Raw genomic sequence first — 24,521 nt, forward strand, 5'->3', positions numbered from 1 at the left:
TTCCTTCCCTGGAAGCTCGGACCCCGGAAGGTTCGTACAAAACCGTCCGTCCAGTACGTATCTTACAGCGGGTAATGCCGACGCCAAGCATGGCGCCGGGACGGTGCGAAGCAGAGGGCAGAGGGAAGTCTGTGATTCTTGTGACGGGTGCCACCGGGACGGTCGGGCGTGAAGTGGTGCGCCGGCTTCCCCCGGATCTGGCGGTCCGGGTCATGGCCAGGGACCCGGCACGGGTGACCGGTATGTCCGCCGCGGCCGAAATCGTCCAGGGGGATTACGGCGACCAACAGGCGCTGGCCCGGGTCCTGCGGGGCGTGCACAGCGCGTTTCTGGTGACCACCCGCGTGGGCGGGGGCGACGACGAGCGCTTCGTCCGAGCGGCGCGGTCGGCGGGCGTGCGGCACGTGGTGAAGCTCTCCGCGGCCGCCGTCGAGGACGGCGGGGCCGACGATCTGATCACCCGTTGGCAACGGGAGAACGAAGACCTGCTGCGCGGCTCCGGGATGCACTGGACCCTGCTGCGTCCGCGCTCCTTCATGTCCAACACGCTGTCCTGGGCACCCGCGGTGCGCTCGGACCACGTCGTGCGCGCTCTGTACGGAGCGTCGGCGAACGCCTGCGTCGATCCGCGTGACGTCGCCGAGGTGGCCGTGCGCGCACTCACCGAAGGCGGGCACGCCGGCAGGGCCCACACGTTGACCGGGCCGGAGGCGATCACTGCCGTCGAGCAGACGGCCCAGCTCTCCGAGCTGCTGGGCCGTCCGCTGTGTTTCGAGGAACTGACGTCGGGCCAGGCCCGTGTCCTGTTGAGCGCGCGCCACCCGGCGGCCGTGGTGGAGGCGCTGCTGCACAGCGCGGAGCGGCAGCGCGACGGCGCCAAGGCCCGGGTGGAGAACACGGTCCGGGAGGTGGCCGGCAGGGCGGCGAGGCCGTTCCGGGCGTGGGCCCGGGACCACGTCGCGGCCTTCGGGCCGCTCTGACGCCCCGGCACGGTCAGCCGGTCTGCGGGGCCGCGGTCAAGGTGGTGCTGAAGACCGGCTCGCCGTTCTGGTGGCCGGTCACGTACACGGCTTCCTCCCCTCCGGGTGCGGTCCGGGGCAGGCGGTGGGCCTCGACGACGCAGGGTATGTCCAGCTCGGCGTACCGCTTGAACTCACTGGCGACGCTCACCGGCAGGAAGGAGGAGTGCCCCAGGGCGGCGGCGGCGCCCTGGCGCGCGGCCTCGATGAGCATCATGCCCGGCACGTGGTCGACCGGGTGGTCGAAGAGGATGGGGTGGTTGGTGTCCACCCTCAGCTGCCAGCGGTTGGGCCCGGCAAGGGGGGAGAGGACGACGTCGGTCGGGGACAGCCGGCCCACGCTCTGCGGTGCGGCGGGAGCCGTCAGCGGCAGAGGGCGGTGGCCGGGCTCCAGCACGCGCGCGGGACGCACCCGCCGGTACACGGCCGGGCTGACGCAGGTGTAGGCGAACTCCCCCGTCGCGACCAGCTCCCCGTCCCGTCGGACGACCGCCTCGTAGCGGAGCGCGGCCAGCACGTCACCTCTTCGCCTGATGTCCGTGCACGTGACCTCGATGTCGAGCGAGGCCGGCGTCTGGCGGGTTCTGATGTGCTCGGGGTGGACGGTGAGGTTGAATTCCTGGAACAGGAAGTGATAGCCGAAGGGGACGTCGAACTCCGCGTGTGCCAGGAGACTGCCGATCTGGCGGATCGTTTCGACGCAGACCATCGGATCGTGGAAACCGCCCGCGATCGGGGTGAAGAAGCTGTGGCTGCGCGGCCATTGGGCGGTCAGGGCGAAGCGGGTGTCGTCCACGCGCTGCCAGTCGGTGAGGAGCACTTCGGCGACGGACGCACGATGCACTAATTCCTTCGGGACCGTGGAGGTCAGCGTCGCGTAGCGGTACCCACGAGGCCTCGGTATCGCCCCGGTTGCACCCCAGGCCAGATCCTCGTCGATCGCTGGGCGTTTGACGTGGAATGTGCTCGCACTCATCGTTCCCCCTGGACAGTGGTGGCGAGTTTTGGTGTGGCTGCTGAGAGAAAAATATATACCAACCGGTTTTTTATCCAGTGGAAGTCCAAGGCTCGAAACAGCGAGATCTGGACGGCTCGGTTCCGCTCCAGCTCCGCCCATGCGGATCCTCGCAGGTCTTCGCCGGTCCCGTCCGCCTCAGGAGTTGCGCGCCCACCCCGGGCCTCTCGAGCGCGTCAGGAGTGGCCCTTTAGCTGGCTCCGAGGCGGCGGATCAAGGGTTCACGCACGGAAGGAGCGCGAACAGGACACCCCGGCGTCCGGGCTCGGCGGGCAGCGGCCCGCCGCCGAGGCGAGAACCTGGCCACGGCGGTCGCGTCGCCGAGGTCCGGTCGGTCGATCGTCGAGGTCCCTGGCTTGATTACGGTGTGACGCCGTCATTGAGAGCTTTAGAACCGCATGACCGGTTTGTTGACGGCGAGTCACCGGCCTGTCGTTCTCCAGTGGCACTCCAGCGGTGCTCCGCTCTGCCTCCACCCATCGTCGGCGCCGACCACGAGCTGATCGGTTGTCACCACCCGGGCAACCCGTCAAGTCGGTGTGCGGAGTCGCATGGTCAAGCAGGAGCCCACGACCCCGTCGTCGGCGCGGGCTTCGTCCTGAGCCCCGGGGCGGGCTTCCGCGCCGCTCGCGGCGGTGTGCCCGGCCATGATCTGCGCGAGCAGTGGCAGTGCTGGGTCGAGGGGGCGTTCAGCGTCGCCCGCCAGGAGGGCCGGCTCTCCGAGGTCGGTACTGGGCGCTGATGCCGCCCGGCTCTGCGTGCAACCGAGAAGACCGGTCGGTCTGTTCCCTTGTATCCAAGGCCCCTTGGAAAGTTCCGAGAGGCATTTTCCTTGGCTTTTTCGGCCCCGGAAGCCTGCCTTCCGGGGTCTTCTGCCCGAGAAACATGCAGGCGGGGGACAGTTTGGGTCGGTGGGCGCAGTCGGCTCCCCGAGAAACGGCGCAGCCGGTTTGGTATTGACAAACCGGCTCGACTGTTTTTTCCTCGTTCCAGCGAAAGTCGAGGGCTCATCCATGGACGAAGCAGGGGAGTACGGCGTGGACATCGATGTACTGGGCGCACTGGCCGTGCGGGAGAACGGGATCTCCATCACGCCGACCGCCTCCAAGCCCCGTCAGGTGCTGGCGCTGCTCGCGCTCCACGCGGACCAGGTGGTCCCCGTGGCCGCGCTCATCGAGGAACTGTGGGGCGAACAGCCGCCGCGCAGCGCCCGTACCACGCTCCAGACGTACGTACTCCAGCTGCGCGCGCTCATCGCCACCGCGCTGGAGGGCACCGACGGGACGCGCAGCCCCAAGGACGTCCTCCAGACGCTGCCCGGCGGGTACATGCTGAACATCGCCGACGGGACCAGTGACGTCCGCGAGTTCGACCGGCTGGCCGCGATGGGCTACCGGGCGATGGACGCGGGCGACTACCCGAACGCCGCCCGGCTCCTGCGCGAGGCGCTCGGCCTGTGGTCGGGACCCGCCTTCGCCGACGTCGAGGGCGGTGTCCAGCTGGACATGGAGATCCGGCGGCTGGAGGAGACCCGGCTGTGCGCCCTCGACCAGCGCATCGAGGCCGACCTCAAGCTCGGCCGGCACCGCGAGCTGCTCGCGGAACTGACCGTGCTGGCAAGCCGCTACCGCACCCACGAGAACCTGCACGGCCAGTTCATGCTCGCCCTGCACCGCTCCGGCCGCCGCGGCGAGGCCCTCAGCGTCTACCAGCGGCTGCGCGCCACCCTCGTGCGCGAGCTCGGCATCGAGCCGTCGGCCGCGCTGCGCGCCCTGCAGCGGTCGATCCTGATGACCGGCCCCGAAAACCCGGTGGAAACCCCCGGCACGGCCCGCAAGAGGCTCGCCCGGGTCGGCTGATCCTGCCGAGCCGGCCGATTCGGTGACGGACACCGCGACCATGACGGAGGGGAGACGCGAGAGCGTGGAGATTCAGGTTCTGGGTCCGTTGGGTGCCGAGGTCAACGGGACGTCGATCGTGCCCACCGCGGGCAAGCCGCGTCAGATCCTGGCGCTTCTCGCGCTCTGCCCGGGACGGGTGATGCCCGTGCCCACCCTCATGGAGGAGATCTGGGGGACCGAGCTGCCGGACAGCGCGCAGACCACGCTGCAGTCGTACATCCTCCAGTTGCGCCGCAGGCTGGGGACGGCGATGGGACCGGGCGCCCCGGGCACGGCCAAGGACGTGCTCGCCACCCGGCACGGCGGATACCTCCTCCAGATCCCGCCGCGGTCCGTGGACGTCCACACGTACGAGACCCTCGTGGCCGGCGGCCAGAGCGCCTTCGACGGCGGTGACGACGAGCGCGCGGCCGACCTGCTGCGCCAGGCGCTCGACCTGTGGCAGGGCCCGGCCCTGGTGGACGTCCGCGTCGGGCCGATCCTGGAGATCGAGGTGCTGCGGCTGGCGGAGAGCCGGCTGGTGACCACCGAGCGCCGTATCGACGTGGACCTGAGACTGGGCCGTCACACCGAACTCCTCGCGGAGCTCACCGAGTTGGCGGCCAGGAACCCGCAACACGAAGGGCTGCACTCGCAGGCGATGGTCGCCCTGTACCGCTCGGGCCGCCAGGCGGCCGCGCTGGACGTCTACCGCCGGCTCAGGGCCCGGCTGATCGGTGAACTGGGCGTGGAACCCACGCAGCGGCTCCAGCGCCTGCACCAGGCGATGCTGAGGGCGGACCCGGCGCTGGACGTGGCGGCCGGTCCGCGCCGCGGCTCGACCTTCGACCTCTACGCGGCGTAGGCCCTCCCGGATGCGACGCACGCCGCGGGCTCGACCGGGGCTGCGCGCCGGTTCCACCGTCTCTCCAGTACGGGCGGCCAGGCTGGTGCGGACCCGGTGCGCGTCCCCGCGCCCGTGGCGCGCGAGCGGCGGGGGCCGGTCGCGGACGAGCAGAGAGGCAAGCCATGGACCGGCTGGAGCTCACCGGCCTGACCCGCATCCTGCGGGCCCGGGGCGGCGAGGAGGAGGGCGTCGAGCTGGACGGGGAAGTCCAGGACCTGTACTGGGTGGAGCTCGGCTACGACTGTCTCTCCGTCCTGCTGGCCGCCGGCTCCATCGAGCGCCGGTTCGACATCTTCCTCGACGGGGAACTGCTCGAACGGGCCGACACCCCGCGGCGCTTCCTGGCGCTGGTCAACAGCGTGCTGGGCGCGCGGGCGCCGGCGGTCTGAGCCCCAGCGGCGGTCGAGTCCCGGATACGGGGCGGTTCCGGCCGATTCCGACAGACTCCGCATCAAGCGCTGAGAGAGGTGTCTGATGTCCGTCGAGCGAGTACACCGGATGTCCCACGCGGTCGACGCGGCCGCACCGGCCGGCGTCCTGTACGCGGTGGTGGCCGACACCACCCGATGGCCGCTGTTCCTGCCGGACAGCGTCCACGTGGAGCGGCTGGACTTCGACGGCGTCACGGACCGGTACTCCCAGTGGGCCGCCGTGGACGGCGCTTTGCTGCCGTCGCTGTGGCGGCGGACCCTGGACGCGGCGCGGCGGCGCGTCGACTTCCGCGCGGAGCGTGCCACGGGCCCCGTCACCACGACGGGCGGCAGCTGGAGCGTCGAGGAACTCGCCCCGGGCTGGTCGCGGCTGACGCTGGAGCAGGACCTCACCGCCGCCGGGAGCCGGAGCGCGGACGTGGAGCGCGCCCTCGCGTCCGCGAAGGCCCGCGCCCGGGCGGAGCTCGGCCGCTTCCGCGCGGCCGCGGAGGCCTGGCGGCGGCTCGACGCCCTCCAGCTGACCTTCGTGGAGTCCGTCCGGATCCACGGACCGGCCGAGCCCGTCTACGAGTTCCTGTACCGCGTGGGCTCGTGGCCGGGCAGGGTCGCCCACGTCGTGCGCGCCGATGTCACCGAGGACCGGCCCGGCGTGCAGCGCACCAGCCTGGTAAGCCTGAGCGGCGACGGCTCCGCCTACTCCACGGAGGCGCTGCGGGTGTCCTTCCCGGCGGCGGGGCGCATCGTCTTCAAGCGGTCGCGGCCGCACCCGCTGCTGGCCGCGCACACCGGCGAGTGGTCGGTGGAGCCGGACGCGGCGGGCGTCACCGTGGTCGCGCGGCACGACGTACTGCTGGACGAGAGCGCGGTGGAGCGCGTCCTGGGACCCGGCGCCGACCTCGCGCGGGCGCGCCGGTACGTCCGCGAGCTGCTCGGCCGCGAGAGCGCGGCCACGCTGGAGCCGGCGCGGCAGTACGCGCGGGACTCGGTCGGGAGCCTGCGGGCGGTGTGAGGGGGCGCCGCCCGTGACACGGCGGGCGGCGGCGTACCCGCGCCCCTCAGTTGATCCCGTGCAGGGCGGCGGGGGCGGCCAGACAGGGCAGGACCACCCGCCAGAAGCCGGCCAGGGTGCGGGGCGAGAGCCACTGCGGGTCCTCGCGCCCGAGTACCTCGAAGCCGAGGGTGGCCGCCACCACCGACGCCGCGACGGTGTGGCGGCACAGGCCGGGCAGCAGGGCGCCCTCCTGCCTGGCCTCCGTGACCAGCCGGTGCACGTACGCGTGCCACTCCGCGACCAGGGAGTGTTGCGAGGGGTAGGCAGGTTCCATGCCGAGCTGGAAGCCGGTCCGCGACACCACGTCGTGCACGAGTTCCCGCGCCAGGGCCTGCGAGCTGTCGGCCAGCGCCTGCAGGGGCGACGTCCGCTGCGTGTACACCCTGCGGACGGCCGCGCGCAAGGACCGCGCCGCGGCGGCCTCGACGGCCGCGGCGAGCGCCGCCTTGTTCTCGAAGTGGAAGTGCAGTGCGCCCGCGCTCACTCCGGCTCCGACGCTGATCATGCTCAGCGTCGCCTCCGCGTACCCGCGCCGTCCGAACACCGTGGCCGCTGACTCGATCAGCGCCTGACGGGTACGGACAGCGCGTTCTTGTTTTGTCACGCATAGCTCCTGTATGAGATCTCTCGCCTATTAAACCGCGCGACCCGTTGGTAATAACTATCGGAAAATAGCCGTCTGCGGCTTGAACGGCGGGGTTCGCTGGCCTCTTGTGGCCCGAATCAGCGGTTTTGTCGCGCCGCTTACCTGAATTTGAAGGGGTTTGACAAACCGGCGGAGCGGTTTGTATCGTCCTGGTGACTCAACCGAGCTTGAGGGAGGGGGGCAGATGAACCAGCGTTCCTACGCTGTGCTGGAACCTCACACAGCCGCTACGGGAGTGAACGGGGCGTTCGCGCTGTCGGAAGGCCTGCGAGCGCCGCAGAACGGTCCGGCCCAGTCGGCTCTGTGGCGGATTCTCATAGTGGAGAGCAATGCCAACGAGGCCGAGACCCTGGCACGCGGTCTGCGCCGCCACGGCCACGAGGTCGACATCGTCGCCACCGGGAGCGAGGCACTGCGCAGTTACGCCGACGCCGACCTGGTGCTTCTGGACCTCGAACTTCCCGATTTGGACGGGCTGGAGGTCTGCCGGGGCATCCGCGCGGCGCACGAGATCCCCGTGATCGCCGTCACCTCGCGGGGCAGTGAGCTGGACCGCGTCCTGGGCCTCCAGGCCGGCGCGGACGACTACCTCGCCAAGCCCTACGGGTTCCGCGAGCTGATGGCGCGGATGGAAGCGGTCATGCGCCGGGCCCGGCCGACCCGGCCGAGCGCCGCCAGCATCACCTGCGGTCCGCTGCGGATCGACGCGGGAACGCGGCAGGTGAGCCTCAACGAGGAGTCCGTCGAGACCACCCGCAAGGAGTTCGACATGCTCTACCTCCTCGCGTCCCATCCCGACACCGTCATCCCCCGCAAGACGCTGATGAAGCAGGTCTGGGGCGACTCCTGGTCCAGCCGGACCGTCGACACGCACGTGAGCACGCTGCGCAACAAGATCGGCGCAGGCTGGATCATCACCATCCGCGGAGTCGGCTTCCGTTTCGGCAAGGGCTGAACGCGCACCCGCACCGCTGACGCAGGGCCACGGGCCGAGAGGGAACGACATGACAGTGACGGCGCTGTGCCACGGGGAGGGCTGCCGCGACGGGCACGCCCACGGACGGGCCCGGCGGCGTACGGCCGAGGGCAGCCGGCTGTGCAGCGCGTGCCGTGAACACCTCGCCGCGAGCCTGGCGCAGCTGGCGCACCTCTACGAGGAGTGCGGGCGGATGCTCGGCGGCTCGGCTCCCGGAAGCCTGCGCGAGCGCAGAAGCGGCAGTGAACTCCCCGGCCTTCCCTTCAACGGGGCCGCGGCGGACGTCCGGGCGCGCATCGTCTCCGTCCTGGGGTCCTGGAGCGGTCTGGTGGCCCAGCAGCGCGGCCTCGTCTCGCCGCCGCGCACCGCCGCCGCCCTCACCTCCTTCCTGCTGCGCAACGCGGACTGGCTCGCGGCCCACTCGGCGGCCTCCGAGGCCAGCGAGGAGATCGCCCGGCTGGTCCGCGCCGGGCGCCGCGCGGCCTTCCCCGACGCCGCCCGCACCGTCCGGATCGGCGTCTGCCCGGAGGCGGGCTGCGCCGGTACGCTCGCCGTCGCCGTCGCCTCCGCGGCGCGGGCCGCCGACCAGGCGATCGTCTGCGACGCCGACCCGGGCCACCACTGGACCAGCGACCGGTGGAGCGAGCTGAGCGAGCGCATGCGGTCCGCCGACTTCGCCGACTCCGCGGGGTCGCCCGGCGCGGGCGCCCGGGTCGCCGCCACCGAACGCTGGCTGTCCGCGGCCGACATCGCCCGGCTGTGGCACGCCCCGGTGGGCACCGTGTACCGGCTGGCGAGCGAGGAGCGGTGGCGCAGGCGCAACCGGGCGGGCCGTACGTACTACAACGAGACCGACGTCCGTTCCTGCTTCAGCCGACGCGCGGCGCGGGCCGCTTCCGCCCGTCCGCCGCACGACCGCGAGCGGGGATCCGCACAGGATCCGGTGGGGCCCGGATCGAGCCGTCTGACCCGCCCTTGACATTCGCCTGTCCACCTCACGACCCAGCGGATCGGCCCTTGTGGAAACTGACCGAGTCCTGAACCCGGCGCCCTTGAATGCCCCTTCGCGTCCGAAGAACCTTGTAGTCAAGATCCGGTGCACTGCCCCCGGAGACGACTTCAGGGGTACTGCCTGTTCCCGAGCGGCTGTGAGGTCCGGCCGCTGTGTGACGCGGGGGGCGGACACCCGCTGCCCGGCCGGCGGTCGGACGAGCACGTCACAAGGAGGAACCACGCATGGCAACGCCGCAGACGACGATCGGGCGTGCCCCGTCCGGACCGGCCGGGGAACGCCGCGACATCGCCCGCGCCGCCCGTACGGTGCTGGCCCGCGAAGGCTGGACGCGCTGCACCGCCGAGGCGACGGCGCAGGAGGCGGGAGTGTCCACCGACACCGTGGAACGGCACTTCCCGGACCAGCAAGAGCTCCTGATGAGTGTGCTGCTGGACAGCTCCGCCTCGGTCACCGCCGCTCTCGCGGCCGTCGCCGAGAGCCATCTGGCGGAGATCACCGACCTGGAGCAGGACCTCATCGCACTCGGCCGGGCCTGGCTCGCGCCGCTGGAGGCCTTCCGCGAGCACTTCGCCATCGTCCGGCACCTCAGCGCGGAAATGACCCGGCTGCCGGTCGAGGCCGTGGAGAAGTGGCAGGCCGCCGGTCCCCGCCAGGCCCGCCGAGAGCTGGCCCGCCGGCTCCGGAGCGTCGCGGCCCGCGGCCTGCTCGACATCGCCGACGCGGACCAGGCGGCGGAACGTTTCATCCTGCTCGTCCCCTCCGGCGTCGTGCAGCGTTCCTTCCTCGGCGCACTGCCGATGGGCGAGACCGAGGCCGACGCGCTCATCGCCGACGGCGTGGCGGACTTCATCCGCCTCTACCACCCCTGAACCACGCGCCCACTCACGGAAGAGACACGACGGATGCAGCACAGCAGGCTGAACGTGGCCCGGATGGACAGCATGTCGAGCGACCAGGTCACCAGGATCTTCACGGAGTTCGACCAGAGCGACATGCCGGCGCGGATGGGGACCCTGCGCCGGCAGCTGTTCATGTACAAGGGCCTCTACCTCCACCTCCAGGATCTGGCCGAGGACGACGGCGGCCCGCGCATGCGGGAGTCGCGCACGGACCCGCGGTTCCTGAGGATCAGCCACGACCTGCTGCCGTTCATCCAGCCGTACGACCCGGTCACCTGGCGCACGCCCGCCGACGCCGTGGCCACCCGGTTCTACGACTGGACGGCGTCCAAGTGACGTACCGCCGGGCCGACACGAGGGGAGGGCCGGACCGGTGGCTCGCCGGGTAGTGGTCACAGGGCTCGGTGTGCTGGCGCCAGGAGGCATCGGAGCCGGGAACCTGTGGGACCTGCTGAGTTCAGGACGGACGGCGACACGGAGGATCACCCTCTTCGACCCTTCCCCGTTCCGCTCGAGGGTGGCCGCCGAGGCCGACTTCGATCCCCGACAGCACGGGCTGAGCGCGCACGAGACCCGCCGCATGGGCCGGGCCGCCCAGTTCGCCGTGGTGTCGGCGCGCGAGGCGGTCGCCGACAGCGGCCTCGACCTCGCCGGATGCGACCCGTACCGCACCGGGGTCAGCATCGGCACCGCCGTGGGCGCCGTCGGCAGCCTCGACAGCGCGTACCGCCTGGCCAGTGACGACGGCCGCCTCACGCTGGTCGACCACCGGCAGGCGCCGCCCCATCTGTACGAGCACTTCGTGCCCAGCTCCTTCGCGGCCGAAGTGGCCTGGGCCATCGGCGCCCAGGGCCCGGCGACGGTGGTCTCCACCGGCTGTACGGCGGGGGTCGACTCGGTCGCGCACGCCGTCGACCTGATCCGCGAGGGCGCCGCCGACGTCATGATCACCGGCGCCACGGACGCCCCGATCACGCCGCTCACCATGGCGTGCTTCGACGCCATCAAGGCGACGACCCTGCTCAACGACGAGCCGCGGACGGCCTCACGGCCCTTCGACGCCTCCCGCAAGGGCTTCGTCCTCGGCGAGGGGGCGGCCGTGTTCGTCCTGGAGGAACTGGACAGCGCCCGCCGCCGCGGCGCGCACGTCTACGCGGAGATCGCCGGCCACGCCGCCCGCTCCAGCGCCTTCCACATGACGGGGCTGCGCCCCGACGGCCGCGAGATGGCCGAGGCCATCACCGTGGCCCTGGACGAGGCGCGGCTGAACCCCGGCGACATCGACTACGTCAGCGCGCACGGCTCGGGCACCAAGCAGAACGACCGCCACGAAACGGCCGCGTACAAGCTGGCCCTCGGCCGGCACGCCTACGAGACGCCCGTGAGCTCCGTCAAATCGATGATCGGGCACTCGCTCGGCTCCATCGGCTCGATGGAGATCGCCGCCTCCCTCCTCGCGATGGAGCACCACGTGGTGCCGCCCACCGCGAACCTGCACACGCCCGACCCGGAATGCGACCTCGACTACGTCCCGCTCGTCGCGCGCGAGCACCGCACCGACGCCGTCCTGACGGTCAGCAGCGGATTCGGCGGCTTCCAGAGCGCGATGGTGCTGGCCCGCCCCGACAGGAAGAACAGGAAAGCAGCATGAACACACTTCACATGTCCCAGACCTACGAGACGGACACCGGCCTGGTCCACATGACCTGCCCCGACACGTCCGTGCTGGCCACGGCCGGACTGCCGCAGCGCACCCGGATGGTGGAGCAGTACGTGCGCCAGGAGCTCGGCCGGATCCTCGGTATCGAACCGCACCTCGTCGACACCACGGGCCGACCCATGGGCTGCCTCGGCATCGGCTCGATCTCCGGAATGGAACTCCAGTACCGGATGGAGTCGACGCTCGGCATCGAGGTGGACCTCCAGCGGCTGCTGCTGGCCAACAGCGCGCAGGAGCTCATCGACTGCCTCGCCCGGCAGCTCGGTCCCGAAGCCCACCTGCACGGGGCACCGGTGCCGGCATGACGACGACGGCCCTGCTGCCGGCCGCGCGCCCGGTGGTGAACCACCAGGACCTCGCGCGCCCCGACTTCACCCTGTCCGCCGACCGGGTCGACCTGTGGCTCATACGCCGCCCCACCGGCGCGGACGCCGACGCCCTGGCGGTCGGCGAACTCGACGAGGAGGAGCGGACGCGCGCCGCCGCCTTCATCCGCCAGTCCGACGGGCTGCTCTACGCGGCCGCGCACGTGGCGGTGCGCCGACTGCTCGGACGGTACACGGACATGCTCCCCCAGGACGTGCGCTTCATGCGCGAGCCCTGCCCGGGCTGCGGTGAGCCGCACGGCCGTCCCGCCCTGGCGCCCCCGCCGCCGCCGCTGCACTACTCCCTCTCGCACAGCGGGGGACTCGCCATGGTGGGCGTGGGCACCGTGCCCCTCGGCGTCGACGTGGAGAAACTCCCCGGCGCGGAGACCGTGGACATCTGCTCGCGGGCGCTGCACCCGCAGGAGCAGCTGGAGATCGCCGAGGCCCCGGCCGGCGAGGAGCGCCGAGCGCTCTTCGGGCAGATCTGGACGCGCAAGGAAGCGTTTCTCAAGGGGCTCGGTACAGGGTTGAGCCGCTCACCCGCCAAGGACTACCTCGGCACCGACCACGACCGTCATCCGGACGGCTGGACCATGGTCGGCGTCCCCGCCGACTCCGGCCACGCCGCGGCCGTCGCGGTGGCCGGCAAGGCCCCCACGACGGTCGACGTCAGGTGGGTGCCCGAGACCTGGCTGGCCGCCGGGGACACCGTCAGCGGCGCCGCGGCCCCCGGGCACCGCACGGTTCTCGCCAGTTGACCGCAGAGAGGGACGTGACCGGATGATCCGCACCGCCTTCGTCTTTCCGGGACAGGGCTCCGAATGCGCCGCCCTGGGCAGGGAACTGCTCGCCCTGCGGCCCGACCTCGCCGAGACCTACTACCGCACCGCCGACGACCTCCTCGGGATCCCGCTCGCCCGGCTCTGCCGGGACGGGTCCCCCCGGGACCTGGAGGACCCCGCGGTGGCGCAGCCGGCCGTCTTCCTGACGAGCATGGCCGTACTGGAGGTGCTGCGCGGCGAAGGCCTGGTGCCGGACGCGGTGGCCGGGCACAGCCTGGGCGAGTACGCGGCGCTGGCGGCCGCGGGCGTCCTGGAGTGGACCGAGGCGCTGTGGCTGGTCCGGCTGCGCAGTGAACTCGTCGCCACGGTCGGGGACCGGATCGGCAGCGCCACGGCCGCGGTGATCGGCCCGCGCCGCGCGGACCTGGCGCGGATGTGCGCCGAGGTGCGGGCCGCCACCGGCCAGGTCGTCGAGGTGGCCGGGGACAACGAGCCCCGCCAGACTGTGGTGTCCGGGCAGGCCGAGGCGGTGGCCCGGGTCGCCGAGGCGGCCGGTGCGGCCGGGGCGCGGGTGACCTGGCTGCGTACCGGTGGCCCGTTCCACTCCAGCCTGCTGGCCGAGGCCGAGGCGGAGTTCACCGAGACGCTGATCGCCACGCAGTTCCGCGACCCGGTCGTCCCCCTCGTCTCCGGCGTCACCGGTGGGCGGCTGACGACCGCCGCCGAGGCCGTCGTGGCGCTGCGCGGCCAGCTCACCAGCCCGGTGCGGTGGACCGAGGCCGTCGGGACGCTCGCCGCCTCGGGTGCGGACCTGTTCGTGGAGGTGGGCCCCGGCCGGGTGCTGGGCGGCCTGGTGCGGCGCATCCTGCCCGGCGCCCGGGTCCACTCGACGCACACCGCGGACCGCCTCGCCCGGGCCGTGGGCGCCCTCACCGCCGGCGCGGCCTGACCATCCCCCTCCGCCCGGTCCCCGAGCTGGAGGCCCGGGAGACGCCGCGGTGGCCGGAGATGTACCCCGCCGTCGCGGCCGGGGTGCGGGTTCCGGTCCGTTTCGCCTTCGCCGAACAGGAGCTCCGGTGGAGACACGACACAGAGGAGCTGGAGGAACCACTGGCTCCGCCGACCGTGTCCGCGGAGTTCGTCCGGCAGCGCGACGCCGGCCACGACATCAGCCTCGGCTGGGCCGCCCGCACCTACCACCTGCGCGTTCTGTCATTCCTGGAGGAGTGTCCGCTCATTCGCGACGCGGGGGCCGGCCGGATTGCGAGGGGGCTGGACAGAGACCGGAAGAAGGTTGACGCGGATCTGACATAGAGCCCGTTGACCACTGGATCGGCACCCACGAGGCTCTTCGTGAGCATCCCATGGCCTGATTTCATCCGAAAAGGAACACACATGACTGACGTGAAGGACCTGGTGCAGGTCGCCGGAATCATCGACGCCGAAGAGGCCGCGCTGCTGGCCGAGGAGGGCGTCGACTGGTTCGGCTTCCCGCTCCGCCTCCCGTCGGGCAAGGACGACATATCCGAGGCGGCGGCCATCGAGATCATCGGCAGCCTGACCATGCCTCAGGAGGGCGTCCTCATCAGCTACCTGACGGACGCCGACGAGATCAGCGCCTTCACCACCCAGCTCGGTGTCAAGGCCGTCCAGCTCCACGGCGACGTGGAGCCGGAGCAGCTGCGCAAGCTCAAGGCCAACCGCCCCGACCTGTACGTGCTCAAGAGCCTGGTCGTGAAGGAGGACAACGCCGAGGAACTGCTCCAGCTCGTCGACGATGTCGCGGACGCGGTGGACATGTTCATCACCGACACCTTCAACCCGGCCACCGGCGCCAAGGGCGCCACCGGCCTCACCCACGACTGGGCCGTCAGCGCGGAGCTCGTGCGCCGTTCGCCCAAGCCCCTGATGATGGCCGGCGGCCTGAACGCGGAGAACGTCGCCGAGGCGATCCGCGTCGTCAAGCCCGCCGCCGTCGACGCCCACACGGGCCTCGAGGGCCCCGACGGCCGCAAGGACCGCGCCAAAGTCGCGAAGTTCGTGGCCGAGTCCCGCCGCGCCTTCGCCGAGATCGCCTGACCCCGCGGCTCCGACCGACCCCGCGGTTGCACGTCTCCACCGACCGACGAGAAGCAGGTTCTCATGGCGACCGGCCACCACAACGTCCACCCGCTGCCGCAGACCGACCAGCTGCGGGCCATGCACACGATCATCCGGGACCGCGGAGCGTCGCGGGCCGACTTCGTGTTCTACTCCCGGCGGATCATCCGCCTCCTCCTCGAATCGGCGCTCGACCAGCTGCCGTTCGACAAGCATGAGGTCGTGACGCCGGTCGGCGAGACCTACGACGGACTGAAGTTCGCGTCGAAGCTGTGCGCCGTGCCCGTGATCCGGGCCGGGGACTCGATGGTGGACGAGCTGCGCGCCGTCGTACCGGCCATCCCCGTGGGCAAGGTCCTCATCCAGCGGGACAACACCACCAAGCTCCCGCACCTCCTCTACCAGAACCTGCCGGACGACATCGCCGACCGGCACGTCCTGCTCCTGGAGCCGATGCTCGCCACCGGCGGGAGCGCCAACGCCGCGATCGGCGTGCTGCGGGGCGCCGGCGTGCGCGAGGAGAACATCGTCTTCGTCAACTTCCTCGCCGCGCCCGAGGGCATCGCCGCGGTCCACGCCAAGCACCCGGCGGTCAAGATCGTCACCTCGTCGGTCGAGGAGCGCCTCAACGAGAACGCGTTCATGATCCCCGGCATCGGCGACTTCGGGGACCGCTTCTTCGGCACGACCGACTGTGCCGTGGTCCGATGAGGAGCAGCCGCGCGCTGACGGACTCCGCGCTCACGGCGCTCGCACCGGCGGTCTGGGGTTCGACCTACCTCGTCACCACCGAGTTCCTGCCGGAGGACCGGCCGTTGCTGGCCGCCATGCTGCGGGCCCTGCCCGCCGGCCTGGTGCTCCTGCTCATCGGCCGAACGCTGCCGCGCGGCATCTGGTGGGGCCGCGCGCTGGTGCTCGGCGTGCTGAACATCGGCGCCTTCTTCTACCTGCTCTTCGTGGCGGCGTACCACCTCCCGGGCGGTGTCGCCGCGCTGGTGATGTCCATCCAGCCGATGCTGGTGCTGCTGCTGTCGTCCCTGCTACTGAAGGACAAGATCAAGCAGATCCACGTGGTCGCCTGTGTGCTCGGCGCCGCCGGTGTGGCCCTGCTGGTCCTCCAGCCGACCGCCGCTCTGAACACGACCGGTGTCGTGGCCGGCCTGCTGGGCGCGGTCAGCATGGCCTCCGGCATCGTGCTGACCAAGCGCTGGGGGCGTCCCGAGGGCGTGGGCCTGCTGACCTTCACGGGCTGGCAGCTCACCGTCGGCGGCCTGGTCCTGCTCCCGGTCGTGCTGATCGGCGAAGGCCTGCCCAGCGAGCTCACCGGCGAGAACCTCTGGGGCTTCGCCTATCTCGGCGTCATCGGGGCCCTGTTCGCCTACATGATCTGGTTCCGCGGCGTGGAGCGGCTGCCCGCCCTGGCCGTCTCCTTCCTGAGCTTCGCCTCGCCGCTGGCGGCCACCCTGCTCGGCTACTTCGTCCTGGACCAGGCGCTCTCGCCGCTCCAGATCCTCGGCGCCCTGACCGTCGTCGCGGCGGTGGTCCTGGCCCAGCCCCGGCCCGGCCGACGCAAGCGCGAGCCGGCCGCCGCGAACCCCCGGGAACCCGCCGAGGTCTGACGGACTCCCGCCCCAAGACTCCCCGCCCGGCCCCCCGTCCCCCCGGGCGAGGGCGGGGAGCGGTGGTGGCACACCGCGGCCTCCCCCGTCCGCGGTGTGCCACCCACCCACCCCCCCCACAGACACGACGCGACGACGACCGTGAGAGGACCGAGTCCGTGCCCCACATCCACGTCAGGCACTACCCGAGGAACTTCACGGCGGAGCAGCTCAAGGCGATCGACGAGGCGGTCACCGCCGCCGTGACGAAGACCTTCGCGACCGGCGAGGACACCGTCTCGATCTCCCTGGAGCCCGTCACATCGCAGGACTGGGACATCCAGGTCCTCGCCGAGATTGCGGCCCGCCGGGATCTGCTGCTGAAGCCGCCCGGCTATTGGAACGAGAGTTGAGAGAGCCCCGATGAGCGCAAGCAGCGGCATCCCCGTCGTCTACACCGAGGAGGTCCGCGAGGCCCTCCACGACGGCGCGGCCGTCGTCGCCCTCGAGAGCAACGTCATCACCCACGGACTGCCGTACCCGGACAACGCGGCCACCGCCCGCAAGGTGGAGGACGCCGTACGGGCCGGCGGCGCGGTGCCCGCGACGATCTGCATCGAGGCCGGAGAGATCCGCGTCGGCATGTCGGACGCCGACATCGAGCGGTTCGCCTCCCTGCCGGACATCCCCAAGGTGTCCAGCCGGGACATGCCCGTCGTCCTGGCCCGGGGCGGCCTCGGCGCCACCACCGTGGCGTCCTCCGTCGTCGCGGCCGAGCTCGCGGGGATCGCGTTCTTCTCGTCCGCCGGTATCGGCGGCGTGCACCGGGGCGCCCAGGACACCTGGGACGTGTCCTCGGACCTGATCCAGTTCACCCGCTCCAAGGTCGCCGTCGTCTGCGCGGGCGCGAAAATGATCCTCGACCTCGGTCTGACGCTGGAGTACCTGGAGACCCAGTGCGTCCCCGTCGTCGCCTACCGCTCGGACGACTTCCCCGCCTTCTACTGCCGTACGAGCGGCCACCGGGCGCCCCACCGCCTGGACGACGAGCAGGTCATCGCCCGCGCGATCGAGGCCCACTGGGCGCTGGGCAACAACAGCTCCTTCCTGATCACCACCCCGGTCCGGGAGGAGGACGCCATCGACTCCGCCGAGGTCGACACGGCCATCCGGGCCGCCGTCGCCGAGGCCACCCGTGACGGGGTCTCCGGCCAGGGCATCACGAAGTACCTGATGCGGGCCGTCGACGCGGCCACCGACGGCCGCTCCGCGCGGGCCAACATGGCCGTCCTCGCCTCCTGCGCCGAGGCGGCCGGCCGTCTGGCCGTCGCGCACGCGAGCCACCTCGCCGAGCGCGCGGGCCGCTGACCCCCGCGCCCGCGCGGCGCGCGTTCCCGTCCACGTTCGCACCACGCATTGACCCCGTCTGGAGAAAACGCATGTCCGAGAAGCTGTTCGAGCCGCTCACCATGGGGAAGCTGGCCCTGAGCAACCGCCTGGTCATGGCCCCGATGTCCCGCAACCGCGCCACCACCGACGGCCTGGCCACCGACCTGATGGCCACCTACTACGGCCAGCGGGCGGGCGCCGGCCTCATCATCACCGAGGGCGTCCAGCCCAACGTGGTGGGCCAGGGCTTCATGAACAGCCCCGGTCTGCACACGCCGGAGCAGGTCGAGTCGTGGAAGCCGGTCACCGACGCCGTGCACCGCGCCGGCGGCACGATCGTGGCCCAGCTCATGCACACCGGACGCATCGGCCACCCCTCGCTGTACCCGAGCGGTCACCGGTCCGTCGCGCCGTCCCCCGTCACCGCGGGCGGCCAGTGCTTCGGCCCCGAGGGCCCGATGGCCTACCCGGAGCCGCACGAGCTGACGGTCGAAGAGATCGCGCAGACCGTCAAGGACTTCGCCGACGCCGCGCAGAACGCGATCGAGGCCGGCTTCGACGGCGTCGAGGTCCACGCGGGCAACGGCTTCCTGCTCCACCAGTTCATGGCGGACAACACCAACCGCCGCACCGACGGCTACGGCGGCTCCCTCGCCGGCCGCATCCGGTTCGCGGTCGAGGTGATCGAGGCGGTGTCCGAGCGCGTCGGCGCCGACCGCGTCGGCGTGCGCATCTCGCCCGCCAACCCGTACAACGACATCGTCGAGGGCGACACCGCCGCGCTCTACGAGGCGCTCGTCGCGGCCCTTCCGCCAGTGGCGTTCCTGCACATCCTGGAGGGCGGCAACCGCGACCGGACGGCGGCCCTGCGCGCCCAGTGGACCGGCAAGATCATCCTGTGCCCGCACCCGAACGGCATGGTCCCGGTCACCGCCGAGGTCGCCACCGAGGCACTGGAGACGGGCGTCGCCTGCGCGGTCGCCTTCGGCGCGGCGTTCCTCGCGAACCCGGACCTGCCCGAGCGCGTGCGCACCGGCGGCCCGTTCAACACCCTCGACGAGACCACCCTGTACGGCGGCGACCACCGCGGCTACACCGACTACCCGACGCTGGCCGAGGTCACAGCCGGTGCCGGGGCCGTGGCCGGCGCCGCGTGAGCGACTCGGGGAAGATGCTGCTCTTCTCGGGGCGCGCGCACCCCGAGCTGGCCGAGGCCGTCGCGGCCGAACTGGGCACGACGCTGGTCCCGACGAAGGCGATCGACTTCGCCAACGGCGAGATCTACATCCGCTACCACGCCTCCGTGCGCGGCGCGGACTGCTTCGTCATGCAGAGCCACACCGCGCCGATCAACAAGTCGATCATGGAACAGCTGATCATGATCGACGCGCTGAAGCGGGCCTCGGCCCGCAGCATCACGGTCATCCTGCCGTTCTACGGATACGCCCGCCAGGACCGCAAGCACAGTGGCCGCGAACCCATCTCGGCCCGGCTGGTGGCGGATCTCCTCAAGACCGCCGGCGCGGACCGGATCCTGACGGTCGACCTGCACGCCGACCAGATCCAGGGCTTCTTCGACGGCCCGGTGGACCACCTGTTCGCGATGCCGGTCCTCGCGGACCACATCGGCTCCAAGGCGGACCGCGCGCACATCACGGTCGTCTCGCCCGACGCCGGCCGCGTACGGGTGGCGGACGGCTGGTGCGACCGGCTGGGCGCGCCGCTCGCCATCGTCCACAAGCGGCGCGACAAGGACGTGGCCCACCAGGTCACCGCCCACGAGGTGGTCGGCGAGGTCAGGGACCGGGTCTGCGTCCTGGTCGACGACATGATCGACACCGGCGGCACGATCTGCGCCGCGGCCGACGCCCTGTTCGCCCACGGGGCGCGGGACGTCATCGTGGCGGCCACGCACGGGGTGCTGTCGGGCCCCGCCGCGGACCGGCTGAAGAACTCGCGGGTCAGCGAGTTCGTCTTCACGGACACCCTGCCGGTGCCCGGGGCCCTCGGACTGGACAAGGTCACCGTCCTGTCCATCGCCCCGCTCATCGCGGGCGCCGCCCGTGAGGTCTTCGAGAACGGATCGGTCACCCGGCTGCTCCAGGACCGGTGACCACCAGGACGGAGGGGCCGACGGGGGCCCGTCCGTCCGCACGGGGAAAGCCTCCTCGCCGAGCCGCCGACTCGGCACCTTGACGGCTCGCCGCCGCCCCTGGGCGGCGGCGAGCCGTCGCACGCAGGGCCCGCCGCAACGCCGGAGCCCGGTAGCGCGGGCGTCCGAGCACGCCCGCTGTTCCACAACGGAAAGTAAGGAAGCGGGACATGACTCTTCAGGAGACCAGCGTGCTCGAGCCCACCCTGCGCGGCACCAAGACGTTGCCCGGCCTGCTCGCCGAGCGGGTCGCGGAGCACCCCGAGGCGACCGCCGTCGTCTACCGGGACCAGAGACTCACCTACCGGGAGCTGGAGTCCAGAAGCTCGGCCCTCGCCGACTACCTCAAGCATCTGGGGGTCGCGGCGGACGACTGCGTCGGCCTCTTCGTCGAGCCGTCGATCGACCTGATGGTCGGCGCCTGGGGCATCCTCTCGGCGGGCGGCGCCTACCTGCCGCTGTCCCCGGAGTACCCCGAGGACCGGCTGCGCTACATGATCGAGAACAGCCGGGCGAGGATCATCCTGGCGCAGCAGCGCCTGGTGTCCCGGCTGCGGGAGCTGGCCCCCAAGGACGTCGCCATCGTCACGCTGCGCGACTCGGACGCGTTCGTCCGGCCCGCAGGACAGGCGCAGCAGGCGCCGGAGAGCGGCGCGGCCCGCCCGGACAGCCTCGCGTACGTCATCTACACCTCCGGCAGCACGGGCAGGCCCAAGGGCGTGATGATCGAGCACGGCAGCGTCGTCAACCAGCTCGGCTGGCTGCGCGACACGCACGGCATCGACCGCGGCAAGGTCATCCTGCAGAAGACGCCGATGAGCTTCGACGCCGCGCAGTGGGAGATCCTCTCCCCGGCAAACGGCGCGACCGTCGTCATGGGCGCCCCCGGCGTCTACTCCGACCCCGAGGGCCTCGTCGAGACCATCGCCAAGCACGGTGTGACCACGCTCCAGTGCGTCCCGACGCTGCTCCAGGCGCTGATCGACACCGAGAAGCTCGACGCGTGCGGCTCGCTCCAGCAGATCTTCAGCGGCGGCGAGGCCCTCTCCCGCAACCTCGCCCTCCAGACCACGCAGGAGATCCCCGGCCGCACCCTGGTCAACCTGTACGGGCCCACCGAGTGCACCATCAACTCCTCCGCGTACACCGTCGACCCGGCCGCCCTGGAGGAGGGACCGCAGTCCGTCTCCATCGGCAGCCCGGTGCGCGGGACCGAGTACCACATCCTCGGCAAGGACCTGAAGGCCGTCGGCATCGGCGAGATCGGCGAGCTCTACATCGGCGGCGTCCAGCTGGCGCGCGGCTACCTGCACCGCCCCGACCTCACCGCCGAGCGCTTCCTGGAGATCGAGCTCACCGAGGGTGCCGCGCCCACCCGCCTGTACCGCACCGGCGACCTGGCGCAGTGGAACGCGGACGGCACGGTGCAGTTCGCCGGCCGCGCCGACAACCAGGTCAAGCTGCGCGGCTACCGCGTCGAGCTGGACGAGATATCCCTGGCGATCGAGAACCACGACTGGGTCCGCAACGCCGCGGTCATCGTCAAGAACGACAGCCGCACCGGCTTCCAGAACCTCATCGCCTGCGTCGAGCTGAGCGAGAAGGAAGCCGCCCTGATGGACCAGGGCAACCACGGCTCCCACCACGCCTCGAAGAAGAGCAAGCTCCAGGTCAAGGCGCAGCTGTCCAACCCGGGCCTGCGCGACGACTCCGAGCTGGCCGGCCGCACCGCCTACGACCTGCCGGGCGCCCAGCCGACCCCCGAGCAGCGCAGCCGGGTCTTCGCCCGCAAGACGTACCGCTTCTTCGAGGGCGGCGAGGTCACCGAGGCGGCGCTGCTGAAGCTCCTCGGCGCCAAGGTGAGCACGCCCTACTCGCGCAAGGCCGCCGACCTGGCGCCCACCGAACTGGGGCAGATCCTGCGCTGGTTCGGCCAGTACCTCAGCGAGGAGCGGCTGCTCCCCAAGTACGGTTACGCCTCGCCCGGCGCGCTGTACGCGACGCAGATGTACTTCGAGCTGGAGGGCGTCGCCGGTCTCAAGCCCGGTTACTACTACTACCAGCCGGTGCGCCACCAGCTGGTCCTCATCGGCGAGAAGGCCGCCACCGGCAAGCCGGTCGCGCAGGTCCACTTCATCGGCAAGAAGAGCGGAATCGAGCCGGTCTACAAGAACAACATCCAGGAAGTCCTGGAGATCGAGACCGGGCACATCGTCGGCCTGTTCGAGCAGGTGCTCCCCGCCTACGGCCTCGACATCCGCGACCTGGCCCACGAGCCCGCCGTCCGCGAGCACCTGGAGGTGCCCGAGGAGGACTACTACCTGGGCACCTTCGAGCTGGTCCCGCACGCCGGGCAGCGCGAGGACCACGCCGAGGTCTACCTCCAGACGCACGGCGCGAAGGTCACCGGCCTCCCCGAGGGCCAGTACCGCTACGAGGACGGCCGGCTCAGCCGCTTCTCCGACGACGGCGTCCTGAAGAAGCACGTCATCGCGATCAACCAGTCGGTCTACGAGGCCGCCAGCTTCGGCATCACCGTGGTCAGCCGGGCCCCCGAGGAGTGGATGCACTACGTCACGCTCGGCAAGAAGCTCCAGCACCTGATGATGAACGGCCTCGGCCTGGGCTTCATGTCTTCGGGCTACAGCTCCAAGACCGGCAACCCGCTGCCCGCTGCCCGCCGGATGGACGCCGTCCTGAACGCGGCCGGGGTCGAGAGCGGTCCGTCGTACTTCTTCGTCGGCGGCCGCGTCAGCGACGAGCAGCTCGGACACGAGGGCATGCGCGAGGACACCGTCCACATGCGCGGTCCGGCGGAGATGATCCGCGACGACCTGGTCAGCTTCCTGCCGGACTACATGATCCCGAACCGGGTCGTGGTCTTCGACCGGCTGCCGCTGTCCGCCAACGGCAAGATCGACGGGAAGGCGCTGGCCGCCTCCGACCAGGTCAACGCCGAGCTCGTGGAGCGCCCCTTCGTCGCCCCGCGCACCGAGACCGAGAAGGAGATCGCACAGATCTGGGCCAAGTCCCTGCGCCGCGAAACCGTCTCGGTCCAGGACGACTTCTTCGAGTCCGGCGGCAACTCGCTCATCGCCGTCAGCCTCATCCGCGAGCTCAACGCGCGCCTGGGCGTCTCCCTGCCGCTGCAGAGCGTCCTGGAGTCCCCGACGGTCGAGAAGCTCGCCCGGCGCCTGGAGCGCGAGGTCGCGCAGGAGTCCTCGCGCCTGGTGCGCCTGCACGCCGAGGGCACGGGGACCCGGCCGGTGCTGTGCTGGCCGGGCCTGGGCGGCTACCCGATGAACCTGCGCACCCTGGCCACGGAGATCGGCCTCGGCCGCTCCTTCTACGGGGTCCAGTCGCACGGGATCAACGAGGGCGAGAGCCCGTACGCGACCATCGGTGAGATGGCCGCGGCCGACATCGAGGCCATCAAGGAACTCCAGCCGACCGGCCCCTACACCCTGTGGGGCTACTCCTTCGGCGCCCGGGTGGCCTTCGAGACCGCCCACCAGCTCGAGCAGGCCGGCGAGACGGTGGAGAACCTCTTCCTGATCGCCCCCGGCTCGCCGGCCGTGCGGGCCGCGGACGGCGCCGTGTACGGCCGTGAGGCGTCCTTCTCCAACAGGGCCTTCACGACCATCCTCTTCTCGGTGTTCACCGGCACCATCGGCGGCCCCGACCTGGAGAAGTGCATCGAGGCCGGAAAGGACGAGCGGTCCTTCGCCGAGTTCATCAGCGAACTCAAGGGAATCGACGTCGACCTCGCCACGCGGATCATCGACGTCGTGCGCCAGACGTACGAATTCGAGTATTCGTTCCGCGAGCTGGCCGAGCGCACCCTCGAAGCGCCGGTGACCATTTTCAAGGCCCGCGGCGACGACTACTCGTTCATCGAGAACAGCAGCGGGTACTCGGCCACCCCGCCGACGGTCATCGACCTCGACGCCGACCACTACAGCCTGCTGCGCACCCCCGACATCGGTGAGCTGGTCAAGCACATCCGCTACCTGCTCGGAGAGTAGTCGCGGGTCGCTCCACACAGCGCGGCCGCCCTGCCGGAGAAATCCGGCAGGGCGGCCGTCTATCGTCACCAGCCCGCCCGGCTACTCGATCCACGTCGACGAGAGCGAGAGCGACCTGCGGATATTCGAGCGGCTCGTCGCACAGTCGCACCACGAGCTGAGCGCGGGCGACCCGCTCACCGCGCTGGCCACCGTGCGCCGGGCGCTCGACCTGTGGCGCGGGCCCGCCTTGTCGAACTTCCCCGCGGGCGACGTGCTCACCGGTCACATCGTGCACCTGGAGGAGCTGCGCATCCGGGCGTTCGAGATCCGCATCGAGTGCGAGGAACAGCTCGGCCGGCTCCGCGAATCCATCCCTGATCTTGCGTGGGAATCCCGGCCTTCAGGCCGGGCGGGAAACGCATCCTTGGCCCGGAGGCGCGAAGCGCCGGAGTTCTCTGCGCCGCCGGGGTAACGGTCAGGTGGGCCGCTTCTGGTTCTCGATGTATTCCTTGACGATGCTCAATGGTGCGCCGCCGCAGGACCCGACGAAGTACGAGGGCGCCCAG

Annotated in this window: 27 protein-coding genes; 24 read left to right on the top strand and 3 right to left on the bottom strand. The window is 71.3% G+C overall.

Features of this window, described 5'->3' with window-relative positions; genetic code table 11:
* Nucleotides 1-131: 131 nt before the first annotated feature.
* Nucleotides 132-980, top strand: a complete 849-nt coding sequence (locus ACWDYJ_RS23510) for an NAD(P)H-binding protein (protein ID WP_451567560.1) — start codon at nt 132-134, stop codon at nt 978-980.
* Between the two features lie 13 nt (nt 981-993).
* Here the strand turns inward: ACWDYJ_RS23510 and ACWDYJ_RS23515 are convergent, their stop codons facing one another.
* Entirely contained in the window at nt 994-1,995 is a 1,002-nt protein-coding gene (locus ACWDYJ_RS23515) for a ScbA/BarX family gamma-butyrolactone biosynthesis protein (protein ID WP_451567561.1), read from the bottom strand.
* A gap of 481 nt (nt 1,996-2,476) precedes the next feature.
* Between ACWDYJ_RS23515 and ACWDYJ_RS23520 the strand changes: the two genes are divergently transcribed.
* The 5 genes from ACWDYJ_RS23520 (at nt 2,477) to ACWDYJ_RS23540 (ending at nt 6,261) form a co-directional block, all read left to right on the top strand.
* Nucleotides 2,477-2,776 carry a hypothetical protein gene (locus ACWDYJ_RS23520; RefSeq protein ID WP_451567562.1) on the top strand — a complete coding sequence of 100 codons (300 nt, stop codon included), beginning with the start codon at nt 2,477-2,479 and terminating at the stop codon, nt 2,774-2,776.
* Between the two features lie 295 nt (nt 2,777-3,071).
* Nucleotides 3,072-3,893, top strand: coding sequence for an AfsR/SARP family transcriptional regulator (locus ACWDYJ_RS23525; RefSeq protein WP_451567587.1), 822 nt, complete (start codon nt 3,072-3,074; stop codon nt 3,891-3,893).
* 64 nt (nt 3,894-3,957) lie between these two features.
* Complete coding sequence (locus ACWDYJ_RS23530; protein ID WP_451567563.1) at nt 3,958-4,779, top strand: AfsR/SARP family transcriptional regulator; 822 nt, start codon at nt 3,958-3,960, stop codon at nt 4,777-4,779.
* 164 nt (nt 4,780-4,943) lie between these two features.
* Nucleotides 4,944-5,210: an acyl carrier protein gene (locus ACWDYJ_RS23535; RefSeq protein WP_451567564.1), complete on the top strand. Its 267-nt coding sequence runs from the start codon at nt 4,944-4,946 to the stop codon at nt 5,208-5,210.
* Nucleotides 5,211-5,295: 85 nt separating this feature from the next.
* Nucleotides 5,296-6,261, top strand: a complete 966-nt coding sequence (locus ACWDYJ_RS23540; protein WP_451567565.1) for an aromatase/cyclase — start codon at nt 5,296-5,298, stop codon at nt 6,259-6,261.
* Nucleotides 6,262-6,307: 46 nt separating this feature from the next.
* On the opposite strand, the gene ACWDYJ_RS23545 is transcribed toward ACWDYJ_RS23540, so the two are convergent.
* On the bottom strand, nt 6,308-6,907 hold the full coding sequence (locus ACWDYJ_RS23545) for a ScbR family autoregulator-binding transcription factor (RefSeq protein WP_451567566.1): 600 nt from the start codon (nt 6,905-6,907) through the stop codon (nt 6,308-6,310).
* A gap of 226 nt (nt 6,908-7,133) precedes the next feature.
* Here ACWDYJ_RS23545 and ACWDYJ_RS23550 point away from each other — a divergent pair, with 226 nt between their 5' ends.
* From ACWDYJ_RS23550 to ACWDYJ_RS23635, 18 genes are all read left to right on the top strand, one after another.
* Nucleotides 7,134-7,904 carry a response regulator transcription factor gene (locus ACWDYJ_RS23550; protein ID WP_451567567.1) on the top strand — a complete coding sequence of 257 codons (771 nt, stop codon included), beginning with the start codon at nt 7,134-7,136 and terminating at the stop codon, nt 7,902-7,904.
* A gap of 49 nt (nt 7,905-7,953) precedes the next feature.
* Nucleotides 7,954-8,904 carry a hypothetical protein gene (locus tag ACWDYJ_RS23555; protein WP_451567568.1) on the top strand — a complete coding sequence of 317 codons (951 nt, stop codon included), beginning with the start codon at nt 7,954-7,956 and terminating at the stop codon, nt 8,902-8,904.
* 257 nt (nt 8,905-9,161) lie between these two features.
* A complete protein-coding gene (locus ACWDYJ_RS23560) occupies nt 9,162-9,809 on the top strand; it encodes a TetR/AcrR family transcriptional regulator (protein WP_451567569.1) in 648 nt (215 codons plus the stop codon).
* A gap of 33 nt (nt 9,810-9,842) precedes the next feature.
* Nucleotides 9,843-10,175: a TcmI family type II polyketide cyclase gene (locus ACWDYJ_RS23565; RefSeq protein WP_451567570.1), complete on the top strand. Its 333-nt coding sequence runs from the start codon at nt 9,843-9,845 to the stop codon at nt 10,173-10,175.
* A 37-nt stretch (nt 10,176-10,212) separates the two neighbouring features.
* On the top strand, nt 10,213-11,490 hold the full coding sequence (locus ACWDYJ_RS23570) for a beta-ketoacyl-[acyl-carrier-protein] synthase family protein (RefSeq protein ID WP_451567571.1): 1,278 nt from the start codon (nt 10,213-10,215) through the stop codon (nt 11,488-11,490).
* Nucleotides 11,487-11,864, top strand: a complete 378-nt coding sequence (locus tag ACWDYJ_RS23575) for an acyl carrier protein (RefSeq protein WP_451567572.1) — start codon at nt 11,487-11,489, stop codon at nt 11,862-11,864. The genes ACWDYJ_RS23570 and ACWDYJ_RS23575 overlap by 4 nt, the downstream gene beginning before the upstream one ends.
* Entirely contained in the window at nt 11,861-12,685 is an 825-nt protein-coding gene (locus ACWDYJ_RS23580) for a 4'-phosphopantetheinyl transferase family protein (protein WP_451567573.1), read from the top strand. Before ACWDYJ_RS23575 ends, ACWDYJ_RS23580 begins: the two co-directional genes overlap by 4 nt.
* Before the next feature lie 22 nt (nt 12,686-12,707).
* Nucleotides 12,708-13,658, top strand: coding sequence for an ACP S-malonyltransferase (locus ACWDYJ_RS23585; RefSeq protein ID WP_451567574.1), 951 nt, complete (start codon nt 12,708-12,710; stop codon nt 13,656-13,658).
* A gap of 59 nt (nt 13,659-13,717) precedes the next feature.
* Nucleotides 13,718-14,023, top strand: a complete 306-nt coding sequence (locus ACWDYJ_RS23590; protein ID WP_451567575.1) for a hypothetical protein — start codon at nt 13,718-13,720, stop codon at nt 14,021-14,023.
* 81 nt (nt 14,024-14,104) lie between these two features.
* Nucleotides 14,105-14,788, top strand: coding sequence for a phosphoribosylanthranilate isomerase (locus ACWDYJ_RS23595; protein ID WP_451567576.1), 684 nt, complete (start codon nt 14,105-14,107; stop codon nt 14,786-14,788).
* A gap of 63 nt (nt 14,789-14,851) precedes the next feature.
* Nucleotides 14,852-15,520 (top strand): uracil phosphoribosyltransferase, encoded by a 669-nt coding sequence (gene upp, locus ACWDYJ_RS23600; RefSeq protein ID WP_451567577.1) that lies wholly within the window; start codon nt 14,852-14,854, stop codon nt 15,518-15,520.
* The gene (locus tag ACWDYJ_RS23605; protein ID WP_451567578.1) at nt 15,517-16,428 is read left to right on the top strand and encodes an EamA family transporter; all 912 of its coding nucleotides are present in this window, start codon (nt 15,517-15,519) and stop codon (nt 16,426-16,428) included. Before upp ends, ACWDYJ_RS23605 begins: the two co-directional genes overlap by 4 nt.
* A 158-nt stretch (nt 16,429-16,586) precedes the next feature.
* A complete protein-coding gene (locus ACWDYJ_RS23610) occupies nt 16,587-16,820 on the top strand; it encodes a tautomerase family protein (protein ID WP_451567579.1) in 234 nt (77 codons plus the stop codon).
* Nucleotides 16,821-16,830: 10 nt separating this feature from the next.
* Nucleotides 16,831-17,775 carry a pseudouridine-5'-phosphate glycosidase gene (locus ACWDYJ_RS23615; RefSeq protein WP_451567580.1) on the top strand — a complete coding sequence of 315 codons (945 nt, stop codon included), beginning with the start codon at nt 16,831-16,833 and terminating at the stop codon, nt 17,773-17,775.
* 71 nt (nt 17,776-17,846) lie between these two features.
* A complete protein-coding gene (locus tag ACWDYJ_RS23620; RefSeq protein ID WP_451567581.1) occupies nt 17,847-18,953 on the top strand; it encodes an alkene reductase in 1,107 nt (368 codons plus the stop codon).
* Between the two features lie 14 nt (nt 18,954-18,967).
* Nucleotides 18,968-19,909, top strand: coding sequence for a ribose-phosphate diphosphokinase (locus ACWDYJ_RS23625; RefSeq protein WP_451567588.1), 942 nt, complete (start codon nt 18,968-18,970; stop codon nt 19,907-19,909).
* Nucleotides 19,910-20,118: 209 nt separating this feature from the next.
* Nucleotides 20,119-23,973: an amino acid adenylation domain-containing protein gene (locus ACWDYJ_RS23630; protein WP_451567582.1), complete on the top strand. Its 3,855-nt coding sequence runs from the start codon at nt 20,119-20,121 to the stop codon at nt 23,971-23,973.
* Nucleotides 23,933-24,427 (top strand): AfsR/SARP family transcriptional regulator, encoded by a 495-nt coding sequence (locus ACWDYJ_RS23635; RefSeq protein ID WP_451567583.1) that lies wholly within the window; start codon nt 23,933-23,935, stop codon nt 24,425-24,427. The genes ACWDYJ_RS23630 and ACWDYJ_RS23635 overlap by 41 nt, the downstream gene beginning before the upstream one ends.
* A 3-nt stretch (nt 24,428-24,430) precedes the next feature.
* Here the strand turns inward: ACWDYJ_RS23635 and ACWDYJ_RS23640 are convergent.
* Nucleotides 24,431-24,521 (bottom strand): transposase (locus ACWDYJ_RS23640; RefSeq protein WP_451567589.1); only part of this gene is annotated, 91 nt, incomplete at its 5' end.

It is taken from the genome of Streptomyces sp. NPDC003042 (assembly GCF_053591315.1).

What these genes read in the sequence shown, in the direction of transcription:
- ACWDYJ_RS23515 (WP_451567561.1), bottom strand. Translation starts at nt 1,995, where the DNA reads ATGAGTGCGAGCACATTCCACGTCAAACGCCCAGCGATCGACGAGGAT.
- ACWDYJ_RS23535 (WP_451567564.1), top strand. Translation starts at nt 4,944, where the DNA reads ATGGACCGGCTGGAGCTCACCGGCCTGACCCGCATCCTGCGGGCCCGG.
- ACWDYJ_RS23540 (WP_451567565.1), top strand. Translation starts at nt 5,296, where the DNA reads ATGTCCGTCGAGCGAGTACACCGGATGTCCCACGCGGTCGACGCGGCC.
- ACWDYJ_RS23550 (WP_451567567.1), top strand. Translation starts at nt 7,134, where the DNA reads ATGAACCAGCGTTCCTACGCTGTGCTGGAACCTCACACAGCCGCTACG.
- ACWDYJ_RS23555 (WP_451567568.1), top strand. Translation starts at nt 7,954, where the DNA reads ATGACAGTGACGGCGCTGTGCCACGGGGAGGGCTGCCGCGACGGGCAC.
- ACWDYJ_RS23560 (WP_451567569.1), top strand. Translation starts at nt 9,162, where the DNA reads ATGGCAACGCCGCAGACGACGATCGGGCGTGCCCCGTCCGGACCGGCC.
- ACWDYJ_RS23565 (WP_451567570.1), top strand. Translation starts at nt 9,843, where the DNA reads ATGCAGCACAGCAGGCTGAACGTGGCCCGGATGGACAGCATGTCGAGC.
- ACWDYJ_RS23575 (WP_451567572.1), top strand. Translation starts at nt 11,487, where the DNA reads ATGAACACACTTCACATGTCCCAGACCTACGAGACGGACACCGGCCTG.
- ACWDYJ_RS23580 (WP_451567573.1), top strand. Translation starts at nt 11,861, where the DNA reads ATGACGACGACGGCCCTGCTGCCGGCCGCGCGCCCGGTGGTGAACCAC.
- ACWDYJ_RS23585 (WP_451567574.1), top strand. Translation starts at nt 12,708, where the DNA reads ATGATCCGCACCGCCTTCGTCTTTCCGGGACAGGGCTCCGAATGCGCC.
- ACWDYJ_RS23590 (WP_451567575.1), top strand. Translation starts at nt 13,718, where the DNA reads ATGTACCCCGCCGTCGCGGCCGGGGTGCGGGTTCCGGTCCGTTTCGCC.
- ACWDYJ_RS23595 (WP_451567576.1), top strand. Translation starts at nt 14,105, where the DNA reads ATGACTGACGTGAAGGACCTGGTGCAGGTCGCCGGAATCATCGACGCC.
- upp (WP_451567577.1), top strand. Translation starts at nt 14,852, where the DNA reads ATGGCGACCGGCCACCACAACGTCCACCCGCTGCCGCAGACCGACCAG.
- ACWDYJ_RS23605 (WP_451567578.1), top strand. Translation starts at nt 15,517, where the DNA reads ATGAGGAGCAGCCGCGCGCTGACGGACTCCGCGCTCACGGCGCTCGCA.
- ACWDYJ_RS23615 (WP_451567580.1), top strand. Translation starts at nt 16,831, where the DNA reads ATGAGCGCAAGCAGCGGCATCCCCGTCGTCTACACCGAGGAGGTCCGC.
- ACWDYJ_RS23620 (WP_451567581.1), top strand. Translation starts at nt 17,847, where the DNA reads ATGTCCGAGAAGCTGTTCGAGCCGCTCACCATGGGGAAGCTGGCCCTG.
- ACWDYJ_RS23625 (WP_451567588.1), top strand. Translation starts at nt 18,968, where the DNA reads ATGCTGCTCTTCTCGGGGCGCGCGCACCCCGAGCTGGCCGAGGCCGTC.
- ACWDYJ_RS23630 (WP_451567582.1), top strand. Translation starts at nt 20,119, where the DNA reads ATGACTCTTCAGGAGACCAGCGTGCTCGAGCCCACCCTGCGCGGCACC.